This window comes from Vreelandella sp. 2A-K22 (assembly GCF_054065485.1).
Genome location: NZ_JBSUGC010000021.1, coordinates 32001 through 48321 on the forward strand (window position 1 = coordinate 32001; position 16321 = coordinate 48321).

The following is a 16321-nucleotide window of genomic DNA, read 5'->3' on the forward strand; positions in this document are numbered from 1 at the left end:
ATTGCAAATACGTGACGCTTTAAAGAAAAAGTATACTAGCGTCGCCAAAAAATCACTTCGTAATCCAAGCATCATTAAAATAAAACATTTAAGTCATTTAATTGCTATGACTTAGTAATAAATTCAACCTTTCTATTCATTCTGAGAGGGCTGGTTAAATGACCAATTTTGAGCTTGTTTCTACGTTATATCACGATATTTTGTTGCGTGAGCCGGATGAGGCTGGTGCTAATTATTGGACTGCCGCCCTGGATAGCGGAACTGTTGATGTCGCAACCACTCTTGACTCAATGGTGACCAGCGATGAATTTCAGCTGCAAATCCAGCCTATTATTACGCTCTATAGTGTTCACCTATTACGTACGGCCGACCCTGCAGGCCTCGCGTACTGGGTCAATGAGTACCGCAACGGCTTAGCATTGGAAGAGATTTCCAATAGTTTTCAAGCGTCTAATGAGTTTGAAGCCACCGTTTCCAACTTGAACGATACCACTTGGCTAAATCAACTCTACAACAGTGTTTTGAACCGTGAGCCTGACCCAGAAGGCTTAGTGTACTGGTCAGCGCTGCTGGCGGACGGGCTGTCTCGTGAGGAGCTTGCCGCAGCATTTATGAACAGCAGCGAAAGCATTGAACAGCAACCAGCACGTGTATTAGCTCCTTTACTCGGCGATGGCTCCAGCGTGGATGATGTTGCATCGCTACTGAGTCGTTATATTGAGCAGCTTGAGAGTGAGCCAGAAGAACCTGAAGAACCAACAGAACCTGAAGAACCAACAGAACCTGAGGAGCCAACAGAACCTGAGGAGCCAACAGAACCTGAAGAGCCAACAGAACCTGAAGAGCCAACAGAACCTGAAGAGCCCAACAACCCAACTGACCCCAGTCAGCCTGAGCCAAGCAACCCAAACTTCAATCTGGGAGAGCGCTACCACACGGGCACTTCTGACGCTTCAGCAGCGATTGCCGTGGGTGAGGGTTTCATACTGGTGGCGGATGACGAAGACCAAGTGTTACGCCTCTATGAGCGCGACACTGACGGCGCCCCTCTGGCGGAAATTAACCTAAATACTGCTCTGGGTTTGAATGACACCCAAGAGGTGGACTTGGAAGCGGTGGCGACTTATCAGGGTACCCACTACTGGCTAGGCTCCCACGAGAGCAGCCAGCGCTCAATGATTTTCGCCACTGAAGTGACAGGTGATAACGCTGAGAGTTTGAGCATCGAGGTGACGGGCCAGTTTACCGATTTAGCCAGCCAGCTTAACGACTGGGATGCCCAAAATGGCCATGGGCTTGGTGAAAATGCGCTGAGCCTCTCGTTAGGGGTCAATATTGAAGGCGCTGTGTTTATCGGTGATTCCCTTTATCTTGGCCTACGCTCGCCGTTGGATGATGACTTCGCACAATTAGTGCCCGTTGAAAATGTGATTGACCTAGTCGCTGGAGAGGCTAACGAAGCTTCCTTTGGCGATCCCCTGCGTTTAGACCTGGATGGTCGCGCTGTGCGCTCTATTGAATCTGCTGGCGATGAAGGTTATCTGATCCTGGCGGGCCCGGTTAACGATGACGACGACGTAGGTTTTGGTCTTTACCTATGGGATGGCGATTATGCCGTTCGTGAAATAGACGGCCCGGATCTCAATACCCTACCGGACGCACTGACGGCGAAGCCGGAATCACTTTTCGATGTCTCCATTACCGAGTCGGGCGTTACTGCGAGCGTGCTGTTTGATAGCGGTACGGTGGATTGGTTAGAGGATGGTCAAGAGTCTAAGGATCTGCCCGCCGAACAGCAGCGCTTTGTGAGCACAGACATTGAGTTCAACCTGCCTGATTTTGCACCTCAGGCCGGTGACATTGCGATTACTGCGGTCAGTGGTAGCGAAAAATCCTTCCAGTTCGTAGCATTGAAGGGTATCAGCGAAGGTGCGGAAATTACCTTTACTGACTCAGGCTGGGCAGGCGATGGCTTCCGTGCCAGCGAAGGCGCCGTTCAGTGGACTGCGCCTGAAGGCGGCGTACCTGCAGGCACGGTTGTTACTTACACTGCGGATTCTCCGCAATTCACTACTGCTAACAGCAGCGAGGTGGGTAATAACGGGTTTAATCTTTCGGTCAGCGGTGACCAAGTACTTGCTTTCGTCGGCGAGGCTAGCGACCCAACATTTATCTACGCGGCTCAAACCAACAGCGATGCGTGGCAGGAAACTGCTGACTCCTCTAATAATTCTGCCCTGCCGCCTGGCCTTGAAGAGGGTGTCACGGCGGTTGCCGTTGGCAGCGCACGCAACGCCGCCTTTACCGGTAATGGCTTCGGCACGGCGGAGGAGCTATTAAGCGCCGTTGGCAACCCTGAAAATTGGTCATTTGAGTACGCTGAATTACCCACCAATGCCACCACTGACTTTCATGTGGGCACGATGGAAGCTCCTTATGTGCCGGGCGAGCGCGATATTGGTTTAGCCATCACCGAGATATGGTCGGGCCAAAGCGGTTCTGACGTCACCGCTGATTGGTTTGAAGTAACCAACCGTTCGTCTGAAGCGCTTGATTTCAGCAATATGCCGCTTTACTACGATGATGACAGTGCCGATCCCATAGATGCTATAGAAATTAAGGGGCTAAGCTCGCTGGCTCCTGGTGAATCAGCGATTATTATGGTCGATGGCGATGCCGAATCAGTTGCGGAATTCCGTTCAGCGTGGAGCAACCTGGATAATATCGATGCCTTGAAAATCGGTTATGCCGAGAATGCTTCTGGCCTGGGCGGTGGCGGCGATGCCGTAACGCTGTGGCAAGGTGACCCACGTGTTGATGGCAACCAGGTGGCAATGGAAGCCTACCCAGATACCGACGGGTTTGACGCCGCTTCCTGGGATGTGAATTTAGGCAAATTCACCACCACTGATACTGAGGGGGCGATTAGCTCTGATGCACTGGGCGGTGATGGTAGTGATGTACCCGCCGTAGCGTCACCTGGGCTAGCTAATCAGCCCCAGGTAGATATTACGCTGATTTCTGCAGTACAGGGTGACTCGAGCAGTAGCACTTTAGAGGGTGAAAACGTTACGCTTGAAGCCATCGTCACTATGGTAGCGCCTGGTTTGGATGGCTTCTTCCTGCAAGAGGAAGATAGCGATAACGACAATAATGCCGAGACGTCAGAAGGTATTTTTGTGTACGCGGGTAGCGGTAGTGGCGATTGGCTGGAGCAGCTCACTGCCGGTGATCAAATTCGCATTAGCGGCGAGGTCTCAGAGTATTTCGAGAAAACGCAGTTAACTGCCGAACGCAACAGCCTTGAGGTGCTGGCTAACGATGTGCCTTTGCCTGAAAGCCAGCGAATCATCATGCCCTTTACCGACAAACAAGGCCTGGAAGCCTTTGAAGGTATGCGCGTAGCCATTGAAGCGCTGGACGGTGAGCCGTTGGTGGTCACTGAGCTTTACGAGCTGGGCCGTTACGGCGAAGTTACGCTTGCATCAGGGGGCCGCTTAGAGCAGTTCACGGAAGTCAACGAGCCTGATGTGGCAGGCTATAGCGCTTGGCTTGACGACGCCGAGGCACGCACCATTAAAATCGATGATGCGAATTCGGCACAAAACGCTGATCCGATTATTTATGGTCGTAACGGTGAGGAGCTTTCTGGTTCTAACCCGCTGCGCGGTGGAGATGAGCTTCAGACTCTCGAAGGCGTGCTTGATTACAACTTCGAAGAGTGGAAAGTCCAAAACGTCGAAGGCCTGGACTTTACCGGCGCTGAGCGTCCGGCAACACCTGATACAGATGCTCTGGGTGATGCCGATATTACAGTGGCCTCTTTCAATGTATTGAACTACTTCACTACCCTGGATGAAAACGGCAACAAAACAGAGACCTTAAATGGCACTCTGCATGATCCACGCGGCGCCAATAATGCTGAAGAGTTTGCCCGTCAGGAAGCCAAAATCGTCGAGGCAATTAATACCAGCGGTGCTGATGTGGTGGGGCTCATGGAAATCGAGAACAACGGTTATGGTGACGATAGCGCCATTGCAACGTTGGTTGATGCGCTGAATGCAGATGTGCAGGATAAAAACATTCAGGATGTCACTTGGGCTTACAGCGTCCCCGAAGATGGGAATGGCAACACCACTAGCCCTGGGGATGATGCCATTGCGGTTGGGGTCATCTACAACAGTCAGGCGGTGACACCTACTGGCGCTGCAGCCACTAAAACCGATGGGGCTTTCGCTACTGCAAACCGCGCACCGGTGATGCAAACCTTTGAAGATAGTAATGGTGAAACCTTTTCGGTGGTGGTTAACCACTTTAAATCCAAAGGCAGTGTCGTCAATGGTGAAGACGCTATCGGCGACGGACAGGCCAACAACAACCCCACACGGGTCGAGGCCGCGGAGGAATTGCTTGAATGGCTATCCACCAACCCCACCGGTAGCAATGACAGCGACGTGCTGATTCTTGGTGACTTGAACTCTTATGCCATGGAAGACCCCATCATGACCCTGACCGATGCGGGCTATACCCTTCAGGACGATGATTACAGCTATGTCTTTGATGGATTCTGGGGTTCGTTGGATCATGCGTTAGCCAGTGAAACGCTCGCAAAACAGGTCACGGGCACCACGACTTGGCATATCAATGCGGATGAAGCATCGGCATTGGATTATAACACCGACTTCACTAATGATCGTCAGGATGACAACCTATACGCCGATGATGCGTTCCGTAGTTCAGACCACGATCCTATCTTAGTAGGCCTGAACTTAGGCCTAGCTGAAGCTTAATTAAACGTACTACCTTTTGAGATGGCCTCCGCTTGCGGAGGCCATTTTTTGTCTTACTAGCCATTACCCCTGATCGCTTCAGCGCTCAAAGCGCCCCGTAGCGCTTCCCGCCTAGGGTGTTAAACTCACCGCAAGCACTTTTTTCAGGAGAAATACATTGGGTTCAGTACGTTCGACTACCGCTATTATTCATGACAGCGGCATTGCTTTTGGTACCAGCGGCGCACGAGGGCTGGTTGAACAGTTTACCGATGAAGTATGTGCAGCTTTCACCGTGGCATTTATTACCGCCATGCGGGACTCTTTTCCAGTAGAACGTATTGCGCTAGGTATGGATCGCCGCCCCAGCAGCCCGGCGATGGCAGCCGCCTGTACCAGTGCGGCCCATACGCTAGGAGTAAAGGTCAATGACTATGGCGTACTGCCTACGCCTGCCCTGGCGTTAAAGGCAATGGCGGATGGCATACCTTGCATCATGATTACCGGCAGCCATATACCGTTTGACCGTAACGGCATCAAGTTTTACCGCCCTGATGGCGAGATTACCAAAGCTGATGAAACCGCTATTCTTAATGCTGAGGCGGCTATGCCTACCCTCCTCGCGCCAGTGCGCGGGGAGGTTTCTGAAGCCGCTAATCAGGCCTACTCAGAGCGCTTCACCACCTGGTTTCCAGGTGAGCCATTGAAAGGTTGGCGGGTAGGCTTGTACCAACACTCGGCCGCAGGGCGCGATTTGAATGCGCATATTTTGAGCGAGTTAGGTGCGGATGTAGTGGTACTAGGCCGCAGCGAAGCCTTTGTGCCTGTAGATACCGAGGCCGTTAGCGACGAGGATCAGGCTCAAGGGCGTGCCTGGGCAAACCAACACCAACTACAAGCCCTGTTTTCTACCGATGGCGATGGAGATCGACCGTTGCTTGGAGATGAAACGGGTACGTGGCAGCGTGGTGATATTGTCGGGTTACTCTGCGCCCGTGCATTGGGAATCGAAGCGCTGGCTGTGCCGGTAAGCTGCAATACAGCGATAGAAGCGTGCGGTGCCTTCCAGCTAGTTGAGCGCACGCGCATTGGTTCACCGTATGTATTGGACAGTATGGCTAAGCTCAGTAAGCGGTTTACGCGAGTGGCTGGGTTTGAAGCCAACGGTGGTTTTCTATTGGGAAGCAGATTGGAGAGTGATGGCCGTCAATTAGCCGCCCTACCCACCCGCGATGCGCTGCTCCCCGCCCTTACTTTGATGGTGATGGCCGCCCAACGCGGGATTAACCTCTCGCAGCTAATCGCTGACTTACCTGCCCGCTATACGGCAAGCGACCGACTCAAGGATTTCGCCACGGAGAAAAGCCATGCGTTGCTGACCGAATGGCAAACCTCACCTGAGCTGATGCAGCAAACATTAGGTTTACAAGCTGGCATTTCAGCAATCAATAGCACTGATGGCTTGAGAGCCACGCTTGAAAATGGCGATATCGTGCACCTTCGCCCCTCTGGCAATGCACCGGAGCTGCGCTGCTATAGCGAATCTGCTTCACAAGCAGACGCATCGGCACTGGTAAAACAGAGCTTGGCCGCTCTCGAAAAGCTGAACTAGGGGCCTTACTCTTAGCAAAGAACAGAGCACTAACAAAGAACGGGCGACCCTAATGGGCCGCCCGTTCTTTGTGGCTATCCTTCGCCAAGGAGAATGGTTACAGCTGCTTATTTATAAACCGGAAGCCGCGCACAAACCTCGGCCACTTTATCCAACACCTGGGTTTCGATGGCGCTGGTGTCTTCGCCCTTGGCCAGTACGTCCAGAATGTCACAGATCCAACCTGCCAACGTACTACACTCTTGTTCACTGAAACCGCGCGTGGTCACCGCCGGGGTGCCAATACGCAGGCCAGAGGTGACAAACGGGCTTTGCGGGTCGTTAGGAACAGCGTTCTTGTTCACGGTGATATGAGCACGACCCAAAGCAGCATCGGCATCTTTGCCCGTTACGCCCTGCTTAATCAGCGAAAGCAGGAAGAGGTGGTCTTCGGTACCACCAGAGACGATGTCGTAACCGCGATCGATAAACACCTTGGCCATTGCCTGAGCGTTCTTAACTACCTGCTGCTGGTAGGTTTTGAACTCGGGCTCCATAGCCTCTTTGAAGCAGATCGCTTTGGCGGCGATTACGTGCATCAAGGGGCCACCCTGGCCGCCGGGGAAAACCGCTGACTGCAGCTTCTTCTCGATATCAGCGTCGTTTTCCGCTGAGAGAATCACGCCACTGCGGGGGCCGCGTAGGGTTTTGTGGGTGGTGGAGGTGACCACATGGGCATGGGGCAAGGGGCTGGGGTATACGCCTGCCGCGACCAGACCAGAGACGTGGGCCATATCAACGAGTAAGTAAGCGCCTACTTCATCGGCGATTTCACGGAACTTGGCCCAATCAACAATTTGTGAATAGGCTGAGAAGCCGGCGATGATCATTTTGGGCTTGTGCTCGCGAGCAAGCTGAGCCACTTGATCGTAATCAATTAACCCCTGCTCATCCAGACCGTACTGAATGGCGTTGTAGTGTTTGCCAGAAAAATTAGGCTTGGCACCGTGGGTCAGGTGGCCGCCCGCATCCAGGCTCATACCTAAAATGGTATCGCCTGGCTTAACCAGCGCTTGGAACACCGCGCTGTTGGCTTGCGAGCCTGAGTGGGGCTGAACGTTCACGTAGGTGGCGCCGAACAGCTCTTTGGCGTAATCAATGGCCAGGTTTTCAGCGATATCGACGAACTCACAGCCGCCGTAGTAGCGCTTACCGGGGTAGCCCTCAGCGTATTTATTGGTCAGCTGGCTGCCCTGAGCTTCGAGTACGCGGGGGCTGGCGTAGTTTTCGGAAGCGATCAGTTCGATGTGGGCCTCTTGGCGCTCCACTTCTTTCTGCATGGCATCAAACAGCACATCATCAAATCCGGCAATTGTCATATCGCGGCTGAACATCGGCGGGAACCTCGTAACGAGAAAGGGTCATCATGGAAGAAGCGAGGGCGCTATCATAACGCAGCCTGACGCGACTTTCATCGCATCCTCGTCAGGTCTTGCATGAGCGTGATTCATGTAATGACAGAGAAAGTGTCATCGCGAACACAATGAAGCGATCTCAGGGGGCGTCAATTTGCGTTTTCCTTCGCCATGCAAAATACTGTATATTTATACAATATTTTAAGCACCAGGATGCCGACGATGCCGGGCCAGTCTTCTCACTTTACCCCTGCCTTGCCGTTAACCTCTCAGCCGCAGCCTTGTGGCCGCGCTGGTTTTAGTGGCTTTCCTTCGCCAGCCCAGGATTACGAGCCATGCACGCTGGATCTCAACACACGGCTGGTTAAAAACCCTACTGAGACGTTTTATGTCACCGCCACCGGCGACAGCATGGAGGGTTGGGGAATTTTTGAGGGTGATTTGCTGGTGGTTGATCGCAGTATTGAACCGCAACTGGGACATATTCTGGTCGCTATGCTAGAGGGCGAGGCCCTAATTAAACGCTATGCGCTCTATCGGGGAACGCCGCACCTGTGCTCAACACATCCTAACTATCCGCCACTGCCACTTGAAGGCAGCGACTGCCAGCTATGGGGGGTAGTGCGCGCCGTCGTGCACGAGTACTTGCGATGATCGGTCTAGTCGATGCCAACAACTTCTACGTCAGCTGCGAGCGGGTTTTTCAGCCCAAGCTGGAAGGTAGGCCCGTGGGGGTAATGTCGAACAACGACGGCTGTGTCATCGCCCGCTCCGCCGAGTTAAAAGCGCTGGGTATCCCTATGGGTGCGCCAGCCTTCAAGCTTGAAGAAATGCGTCAGCGCGGCGAGATCCACCTGCTGTCGTCTAACTATGAACTCTACGGAGATATGTCGGCACGGCTGACCCAACTACTACGCGATGCCTGCCCTGCAATTGCGCCCTACTCAATAGATGAAATGTTCGTCTACCTGGAAGGATTAACCACAGAGCAGTGTGAGAGGCTGGGGCGAGAATTGCACCATCGTATTCGCCGCCATTTAGGGTTACCGGTGTGTGTTGGGCTGGCACCCACCCACACGCTCGCCAAATTAGCCAATCACCTTGCCAAGCAAGACCCACATTACCAAGGCGTTTGCCTGCTTAATGGACAAGATCACACGACGCAGGCGCTGCTCAAACGTACGCCGGTGGGCAGCGTGTGGGGCGTCGGCCATCGGCTTGCCGGGCGCTTAGCGATTGGCGGCGTGACCACCGCTTGGGACTTGCGTCAAAGCGACGACAAGCAGTTGCGCAAGCGCTTCTCTGTGGTGCTGGCGCGCACCGCGCTCGAGCTGCGTGGCACGCCTTGTATGGAGATGAACGCCCTGGATCAACCGCGCCAACGCATTATGACCTCGCGCTCTTTCGGCCAGCCCACCGGCGTTTTTGCAGAAGTACATAATGCACTACGGCGCCACGCCCAGCGCAGCGCTGAAAAACTTCGCGAGCAACGTAGCTTAGCTCGTGCGGTGATGGTATTTCTCAACACTAACCGTCATCGCCGCGATCAGTTGCAATACTTCCCGCAGGCGCTGATCGCCCTGCCCTCACCCAGCGACGATACCCGGGTGATCCTTGATGCCGTACGCCAAGGCCTTGAGCAGATTCATCGCCCCCGCTACCAGTTCATGAAAGCTGGCGTGATGCTGCTGGATTTAGTGGATGCAGAGCAGCACCAGCTTTCGCTGCTGCATCCGCCAGTCCGTGATCGCCATCCGTTTTTAATGGCAACCGTGGATCAGATCAACCAGCGCATGGGGCAAGGCACTATCAGCTTTGGTATGACGGATGCCCCTGCTGCTTGGCAACTGCGCTGCGCCCACCGCTCAGACCGCTATACCACGCGCTGGGACGAGTTGATGAAAGTGGGCACTCACCCCGGCGCAGTCGCCGCCGCCGAGGCAAAGCAGAAAGAGAAGCAGAAAAAACAGCAGGCGTTAACCAGCGCTAAGCGCAGTACGCAGCCGCGGGCTTAAGGTTTCTCCAAGCGCGACCATGGCAAACAGAATCCCCAGCAACCAGGGCCAGTGAGCCGCAAACGAGACCTGATAAACGCCCAGCGCGTCGACAAAAATCACCACAATGCCCAGCGGGCTAACGTAGCGCACCATGGTCAGCCACAGCGCATAAGGCAAGGGAGCAAGCCCCAGCTCGTCGCGGAAGGTCTCGCTTTTCAGCACAAACCCCGCTACCACTACCGTGCCCAGACCACCCAACGGCATCATCCAGCGCGAGGTTAAATAATCCAGCCAGTCAAAGAAGTTCTTACCGGCCAGTGTCCAATCCGCGCCCAGGTTAAACGACAGCATCGCCAGTGTGCTAATCAACCACAGCACAATACCGGTGCCCCAGGCGGCTGCCGAACGCGAGATACCTTTGTTGTCGCACAGCCAGGAAACCGTGGCTTCGACCATAGAGATCGAAGAGGTCAGCGCTGCCATAGAGAGCATCAGGAAGAAGAGAATGCCAAACAGGGTGCCCAGCGGCATCGCCTGGAAGGCCAACGGCAGGCTCATAAAAATTAGCCCAGGGCCTTCGCCGGGGTTCATGCCATTGGCGAAAATAACCGGGAAGATCGCAAGCCCCGCCATCAAGGCAACAACGGTATCCGCCACCGCCACACTCACCGTGGTGCGGCCAATAGAAGCGTCTTTAGGCAAGTAGCTGCCATAGGTCAGAATCGCCCCAGAGGCCAGCGAGAGGGTGAAAAACGCATGACCCAGCGCTGCCAGAAGGCCTTCGCTAGAGAGGCTGCCCGCATTGAAGGAGAACAGAAAGTTAACCGCAGCGCCAAAGCCACCGGAAAACATACCAAAGCCAATCAACACCACCAGCATGATCACCAGCCCCGGCATCATCCAGCTAACGCTCTTCTCGATTCCCTGCTGCACGCCTTTACCCACGATCAACATGGTGGCCAGCGTAACCAGGGTGCTCCAGAAACCGAGGTTCAGCGGATTGGCGTTATTGGCCCCGAACACAGCGGCCATCTCATCAACGCTGCTGCCCGCGAGCCCCCCGGTCAGCATCTTCCACAGATACGAGAACGACCAGCCCGCCACCACCACGTAAAACGACAGGATCATAAAGCCGCAGAGCATGGCCATCCAACCAATCAACGACCAGGCCGATGAACGGCCAGACTCATTGACCACGCGCCGTATGGCATCCACCGGGCTACCACGCCCCCGCCGACCAAACGCGATTTCAACCATCATCACCGGCACACCCACGGCAAAGATGCACGTTAGATAGACCAGCACGAAGGCGCCGCCGCCAAACTCCCCAGTCATGTAGGGGAATTTCCAGATATTGCCTAGCCCCACCGCCGAACCGGTGGCCGCCAACATAAACCCCCAGCGGCCTAGCCATTGGGTGCGAGGTTGCCTAGAAGAGGTCATTTGCCCATATCCCGTAGAAAAAGGCGCTCATCCTAAAGGATTTCGAGGGTAATGCCCACTAGGCCCCAGTTCCTAGGCGTACACCATGGCTTTTGCGGCGGCATCCAGGCGTTGAGCGGTTTGATCGACCCGGCGCAAACAGGCCAGCAGCACCGCGCCAAGCGTTACAAAACCGCCCGCCAACCACAGCCCAACACCATAGTGGCCAGAGGTTTCAGCCAACATACCGGTTAATGCCGGGGCGCATATCTGGGCGGCGCCGTATGCCAGAGTCATCTGCCCCATTAGCCGCGCGGGGCTGGAAGGATAGAGCCTACCTGCCATGGTCAGCACAAGGCTGACGCAACCAAGGAAGGTACCGCCATAGAGCACCGCACTGAGCAGTACCACTGCTGAGTTCGCGGTAATCGCAGGCAGTACGATCCCCACTACCTGAATCCCCATGGCGAGAATCAGCGCCCCTAAATAGCCCACTCGACGGGCGACCAGATCCCACAGCATCACCGCTGGGGCGGCGGCTAAACCGGCCAGAGCGAACGTCCAGTTGCCCATCCCCGCCAGCAGCGGCTCACGCTCAACGATGGCAACTAAGAAGGTAGCGCTGATCACATAGCCATAACCGGCGCAAAAGTAGGCGGCGAGCATCCAGCGCATAAAAGTACGTGTTGGCGGCGTAGCGGTTCGGCTACTCGCCACGTGAGCCCCCTCTAGCGGCCTTTCCGGCCGCGGCAGCCAGCGCCAGGCAGGCACCAGCAGCACGGCACCCAGCAGGCTAAAGCCCCACCATTGGGTCTGCCAGCTAAAGGAAAACTGGAGCATCATCTCCACTGCCACCGCCGCGACAATCATGCCTAGCCCCAAACCGGCAAAATGAATTCCCAGCTCGCCGCGCTGGCGATGTTGGATTAACCAGTGAAGAATCAGCCCTGACGCTAATAGCATTGCAGCGCTGCTTGAAAGACCCGCCAGAAAACGCAACCCCGCCCAAACCCAGAAGTGATCGGTAAGCGCCATACCCGCAGTCGTGATTACCGCCAGGATTAACCCGCAGCGAAATAGCGTGTCTTTGATATAAATACTGTGAATAGAGGCGGCCAGCACGGCCCCCAGCATATAGCCCGCGTAGTTAACCGCAGCCAGCCAGCCGCCATCGGCATCACCCATCCAGGTCTGCTGCTGCATCACCGGTAGCAATGGGGTATAGGCAAAGCGCGCGATGCCAACACATAATATTTGGCTAAAAACGCCCGCCAACAGCACTTTGAAGCGCTGGGCACCTAGCGTTGCGACGGTCATGGGGCTACTCCTGAACGGCTCTTTAACGACGACTGAGCGGACGTTATGTTAATTAGCGTGCGTATTTTATCGTCATAGTAAGGCCTTTCAGGCAGCGGGTCATGACCACCTAAGTCGAGGAGCGAGGTTAAAAAGGCCTAGCTCGCATCAACCTCCATGCTTAACAGCAAAAACGATAGCGTCTTGCCATGCCCATCCAAGTTGAGCGCGCCATTAACGCCGCCCTGCAGCACGTCATCGATCACGAAGTTCATGCCCGCCAAATTAGGCAAAGGGTAACGCCGCACTCGGCTGGCACCACGATGAGCAAACAGCGCCAGCACACGCTCCTCGGTTACCTGCTCCAGCAGGGTGGTGTAATGGTCTGGGTCATAGGCAAACAGTGCCACGTTTAGCCGTTCCCCCTTATCACCTGCGCGGGCATGGGCGAGTTGATGAAGAGCGACCGAGGAATGCGGGTGCACCGCCGTTTGCGTGGGTTCAGCTTGCAGCATAACGTTCACTCCTACGTTCGCCGAGCGGCGACGATTCAAACAGGCTGGCATGAGCATTAACGTCGCTACGTTTGACCAAATAAGAGGCGGTAAATACTCGCCTTTGAAATTGGCGCCGCACGCCACCGCCACCCGCGGGCCCGGCACAATAAAGCGCCAATAGCTCCTGGGTGGCGCGGGCTACCCAGCGCCGCTCGCTGTGCTCGGCCGCCAGTCGCAGCCGATAATCGCCGCTGGCAGACGCTGAAGCGCTACGCTGCAGCTCACCGCTATCGCTATCGAATACGCTGGCCAAGCCAATGATATCCAAGCGGGTACGCAGCTCAGCAGGGGCTCGAAACACCAATCGTTCACGCAGTACCTGCGCTGCAAGCTGGGCTCGTGCCAAGGCGTTCGGGCCGGCATAGGAGATTTCCGCCTCGCCCTGCCAACCGCCTTCATAGCACACGGTGGTTTTTAGCCGCTCAGGCGCAGGCTTGCCGCGAATTCCCGTCACCGCCACACGGTTAGGTGACAACTGACGCACCTCGGCGTGGGAAAGATCCACCGTGACATCCGGGGTTAGGTAATTCGCCGGGTCATGCACTTCGTAAAGCAGCTGTTCTTTCACCGTTTGCTCGGTAACACAGCCACCGGTATTGGCAGGCTTGGTAATAATAAGGCTGCCATCCTGCTCCACTTCAATAATCGGATAGCCCACCGTGGCGAGCCCCGGCACGTCTTTAAAACCCGGATCGGCAAAGTAGCCGCCGCTTACCTGGGCGCCACACTCAGCCAAATGCCCCGCCATCATCCCGCAAGCCAGGCGATCCCAATCGTCCCAACGCCAATCGAAGTGGTGCATCAGCGGCGCTAAAAACAGCGCCGGGTCGGCAACACGGCCTGTAACCACCACATCCGCCTGCATGGCCAACGCCTCAGCCAGCGCCTTGGCTCCCAGGTAGACATTGGCTGAAATCAGGGCGTCATCGCCAGGCATATCCAGCCGCTCGGCCTCCCAGCGCTGTAAGTCCAAGCTATGCAACTGCTGGCGGATATCGTCACCGTGCACCTGGGCAATGCGCACATCCCCGCGCCCAAGCTGTGTCGCCAAGTCAGCAATTACCTGACAAGCACCACGGGGGTTCGCCGCACCAAAGTTGCCTAAAATCTTAATGTCGTGATCCAGGCAGTCGCGCAGCACTGGCGCCAGCAGCTCGTCTAACAGCGGTTCAAACCCGCTATCGGGATCATCACGCATCGCGCGGTGAGCTGCCGCTAATGTCCGTTCACCCAGGGTTTCAAATACTAAAGCGGAGGGCTGCTGTCGCTTGATCAACTCTGCCACCACCGCCACGGCCGCATCGGTACGGTCGCCAGAAAAACCCGCACCACTGCCTAATAAAAAGCTCATAGCTGTGTCTCCTTGGCCTGAAGAGAGTGGTGGTCGCCCGCGACGGCCCCCTGCTCGTCTCTCAGCAGCGAGCGGCGGCGTATAAATAGCCCAATGATCAGGGCTAGCGCCGCCAGCGTGGTCAGCCAGCCGGGTGTCAGCGCCAGTCCAATGACCGCGATCAGCCCCACGACATCGATCACGCGCTTACCCGTCATGGCTACCCGGGACATCAGCGCGGCGAAGGCCATCACAAACACGACCCCTTGGCAGCTGGCCAAGACGATCTCCAGGGCAGAACCAAACCCTGCCAGGGCTGGGTAGATCAGCAGCAGGAAGGGAATGACGTAGATAGCCGCCGCCAAGCGCACTGATTCAACCGCCGCAGGCAGCCAGTTGGTGTCGGCAATGCCTGAGGCCACAAAGACCGCAATGCAGACAGGCGGTGTAATGACTGAGAGTGTCGCGAAGTAGAAAACGAATAGGTGGGCAATCAGCGGCTCAACACCGATGGTGGTGAGCGCAGGCGCCAGCACTGATGCCACCAGAACATACGCTGCCGTGGTCGGAATCCCCATGCCCAAAATCAGACACACGCCGCCGACGATAAAGGCGACCAGGAACAGCGACTCTCCGCCCACCGTGACTATCAAGCTGGCTAGGGTCACACCGATGCCTGTCATACCGATCATCGCCACCAGTATCTGCGCCCCGGCCAGCAGCACGCCAATAATCACCATGCCCTTGCCTGCATCGACTAAGCCTGCCACCAGCTTGCCGAGGATCTCGCGCAGCGGCATCTTAGCCATGAGCGCAAAAGGCACGAACGTTAGCACGGTCATCAAGATGCCGTAGAACGCCGACATTTGGATCGAACGACCGCTGAGCACGCCGTAAAACAGCCCGCCTAATGCAGCCAGAATGGGAATAATTCGTTCAGGGCGTATCACGTCTGACCAGCTTGGCAGCTCATCATCAGGCACTACCTGCAGTTGGCGGCGCTTGGCGACGAGGTGAATGGTGACAAACACCCCGAGATAGAAAAGAATCGCTGGCAACAAGGCCGCCAAGGCGATACGCAGGTAACTTTCGCCTAGAATTTCCGCCATGATAAATGCCGCAGCACCCAGGATTGGCGGTGCGATTTGGCCGCCGGTAGAGGCCACGGCCTCAACTCCAGCTGCGAACGGGCGTGGGTAGTTCAAGCGCTTCATCATGGGAATGGTGAAGTTGCCCGTGGTGGCCACATTGGCCACCGCACTGCCGCTGACCATGCCGAATAGCCCGGAGGCCACCGTGGCCACTTTGGCAGCACCGCCTGGCGAGCGGCCGCTAATACGCAGCGCCAGATCCATAAAGGTATTCCCGCCTCCGGTATGTAGCAGCAAACAGCCGAACAACACGAAAGCAGCGATAGTGGTGGCGGCGACGCCCACCAGCATGCCCCACACGCCTAAATCGCCGAGGTAGATGGTTTCGGTCATGTAATACAGATCAAAACCACGGTGACCGAGCGGCCCTGGAATGGCTGCTCCAAACCACGCATAGGCCAATCCCACTAACACCAACAGTGGAAAGATCACGCCGATGGCACGGCGTGACAGTTCCAAAATAGCCACTAGCAGTACGCCGGTCAGCAACATATCCCGAGGCGTTGCCCAGGGTAGTTCGACCAGAATTTGTTCGTAGTTAAGCGCCACATAGCTGCAGGCAACTACCACACCCACTGCCAACACCACATCAATAGCGATACCCAGCGGGCGCCAGCGCTTGCCTGCGCCTAACGGATAAACGGCAAGCCCTAGCAAAATGACCAGCGCGAGAAAGATACTCCGCTGAATCAAACTCTCGAACGGCCCAGTGGCGGAGGTATACAGGATTAGCCCGCCCAACAGGAGCGCCAAGCCTTTGGTGAGTATCTCACGCATGATCATCTTCTCCGAT

The 16321-nt window shown here is 55.8% G+C and carries 10 protein-coding genes; 4 read left to right on the forward strand and 6 right to left on the reverse strand.

Annotation, left to right across the window (positions count from 1 at the left end):
* Positions 1 to 158: 158 nt before the first annotated feature.
* Both ACW17M_RS22360 and ACW17M_RS22365 read left to right on the forward strand, forming a co-directional pair.
* Positions 159 to 4790, forward strand: a complete 4632-nt coding sequence (locus ACW17M_RS22360; protein ID WP_457548118.1) for an ExeM/NucH family extracellular endonuclease — start codon at positions 159 to 161, stop codon at positions 4788 to 4790.
* A 157-nt stretch (positions 4791 to 4947) separates the two neighbouring features.
* On the forward strand, positions 4948 to 6381 hold the full coding sequence (locus tag ACW17M_RS22365) for a phosphomannomutase (RefSeq protein WP_414120653.1): 1434 nt from the start codon (positions 4948 to 4950) through the stop codon (positions 6379 to 6381).
* Between the two features lie 107 nt (positions 6382 to 6488).
* On the opposite strand, the gene glyA is transcribed toward ACW17M_RS22365, so the two are convergent.
* Complete coding sequence (glyA, locus tag ACW17M_RS22370; protein ID WP_009288087.1) at positions 6489 to 7754, reverse strand: serine hydroxymethyltransferase; 1266 nt, start codon at positions 7752 to 7754, stop codon at positions 6489 to 6491.
* 243 nt (positions 7755 to 7997) lie between these two features.
* Between glyA and ACW17M_RS22375 the strand changes: the two genes are divergently transcribed.
* Both ACW17M_RS22375 and ACW17M_RS22380 read left to right on the forward strand, forming a co-directional pair.
* A complete protein-coding gene (locus ACW17M_RS22375) occupies positions 7998 to 8429 on the forward strand; it encodes a LexA family protein (protein ID WP_022520377.1) in 432 nt (143 codons plus the stop codon).
* Positions 8426 to 9790, forward strand: coding sequence for a Y-family DNA polymerase (locus tag ACW17M_RS22380; protein WP_035538499.1), 1365 nt, complete (start codon positions 8426 to 8428; stop codon positions 9788 to 9790). Before ACW17M_RS22375 ends, ACW17M_RS22380 begins: the two co-directional genes overlap by 4 nt.
* Here the strand turns inward: ACW17M_RS22380 and ACW17M_RS22385 are convergent.
* The 5 genes from ACW17M_RS22385 to ACW17M_RS22405 form a co-directional block, all read right to left on the reverse strand.
* On the reverse strand, positions 9752 to 11215 hold the full coding sequence (locus ACW17M_RS22385) for a sodium-dependent transporter (RefSeq protein ID WP_041157895.1): 1464 nt from the start codon (positions 11213 to 11215) through the stop codon (positions 9752 to 9754). The genes ACW17M_RS22380 and ACW17M_RS22385 overlap by 39 nt on opposite strands.
* Positions 11216 to 11287: 72 nt before the next feature.
* Complete coding sequence (locus ACW17M_RS22390) at positions 11288 to 12511, reverse strand: YbfB/YjiJ family MFS transporter (RefSeq protein WP_041157894.1); 1224 nt, start codon at positions 12509 to 12511, stop codon at positions 11288 to 11290.
* A 137-nt stretch (positions 12512 to 12648) separates the two neighbouring features.
* Positions 12649 to 13005 (reverse strand): AtuA-related protein, encoded by a 357-nt coding sequence (locus tag ACW17M_RS22395; protein ID WP_457548119.1) that lies wholly within the window; start codon positions 13003 to 13005, stop codon positions 12649 to 12651.
* Complete coding sequence (locus ACW17M_RS22400) at positions 12992 to 14398, reverse strand: acyclic terpene utilization AtuA family protein (RefSeq protein WP_457548120.1); 1407 nt, start codon at positions 14396 to 14398, stop codon at positions 12992 to 12994. Before ACW17M_RS22400 ends, ACW17M_RS22395 begins: the two co-directional genes overlap by 14 nt.
* Positions 14395 to 16305: a TRAP transporter permease gene (locus ACW17M_RS22405; protein ID WP_457548121.1), complete on the reverse strand. Its 1911-nt coding sequence runs from the start codon at positions 16303 to 16305 to the stop codon at positions 14395 to 14397. Before ACW17M_RS22405 ends, ACW17M_RS22400 begins: the two co-directional genes overlap by 4 nt.
* Positions 16306 to 16321 lie beyond the last annotated feature (16 nt).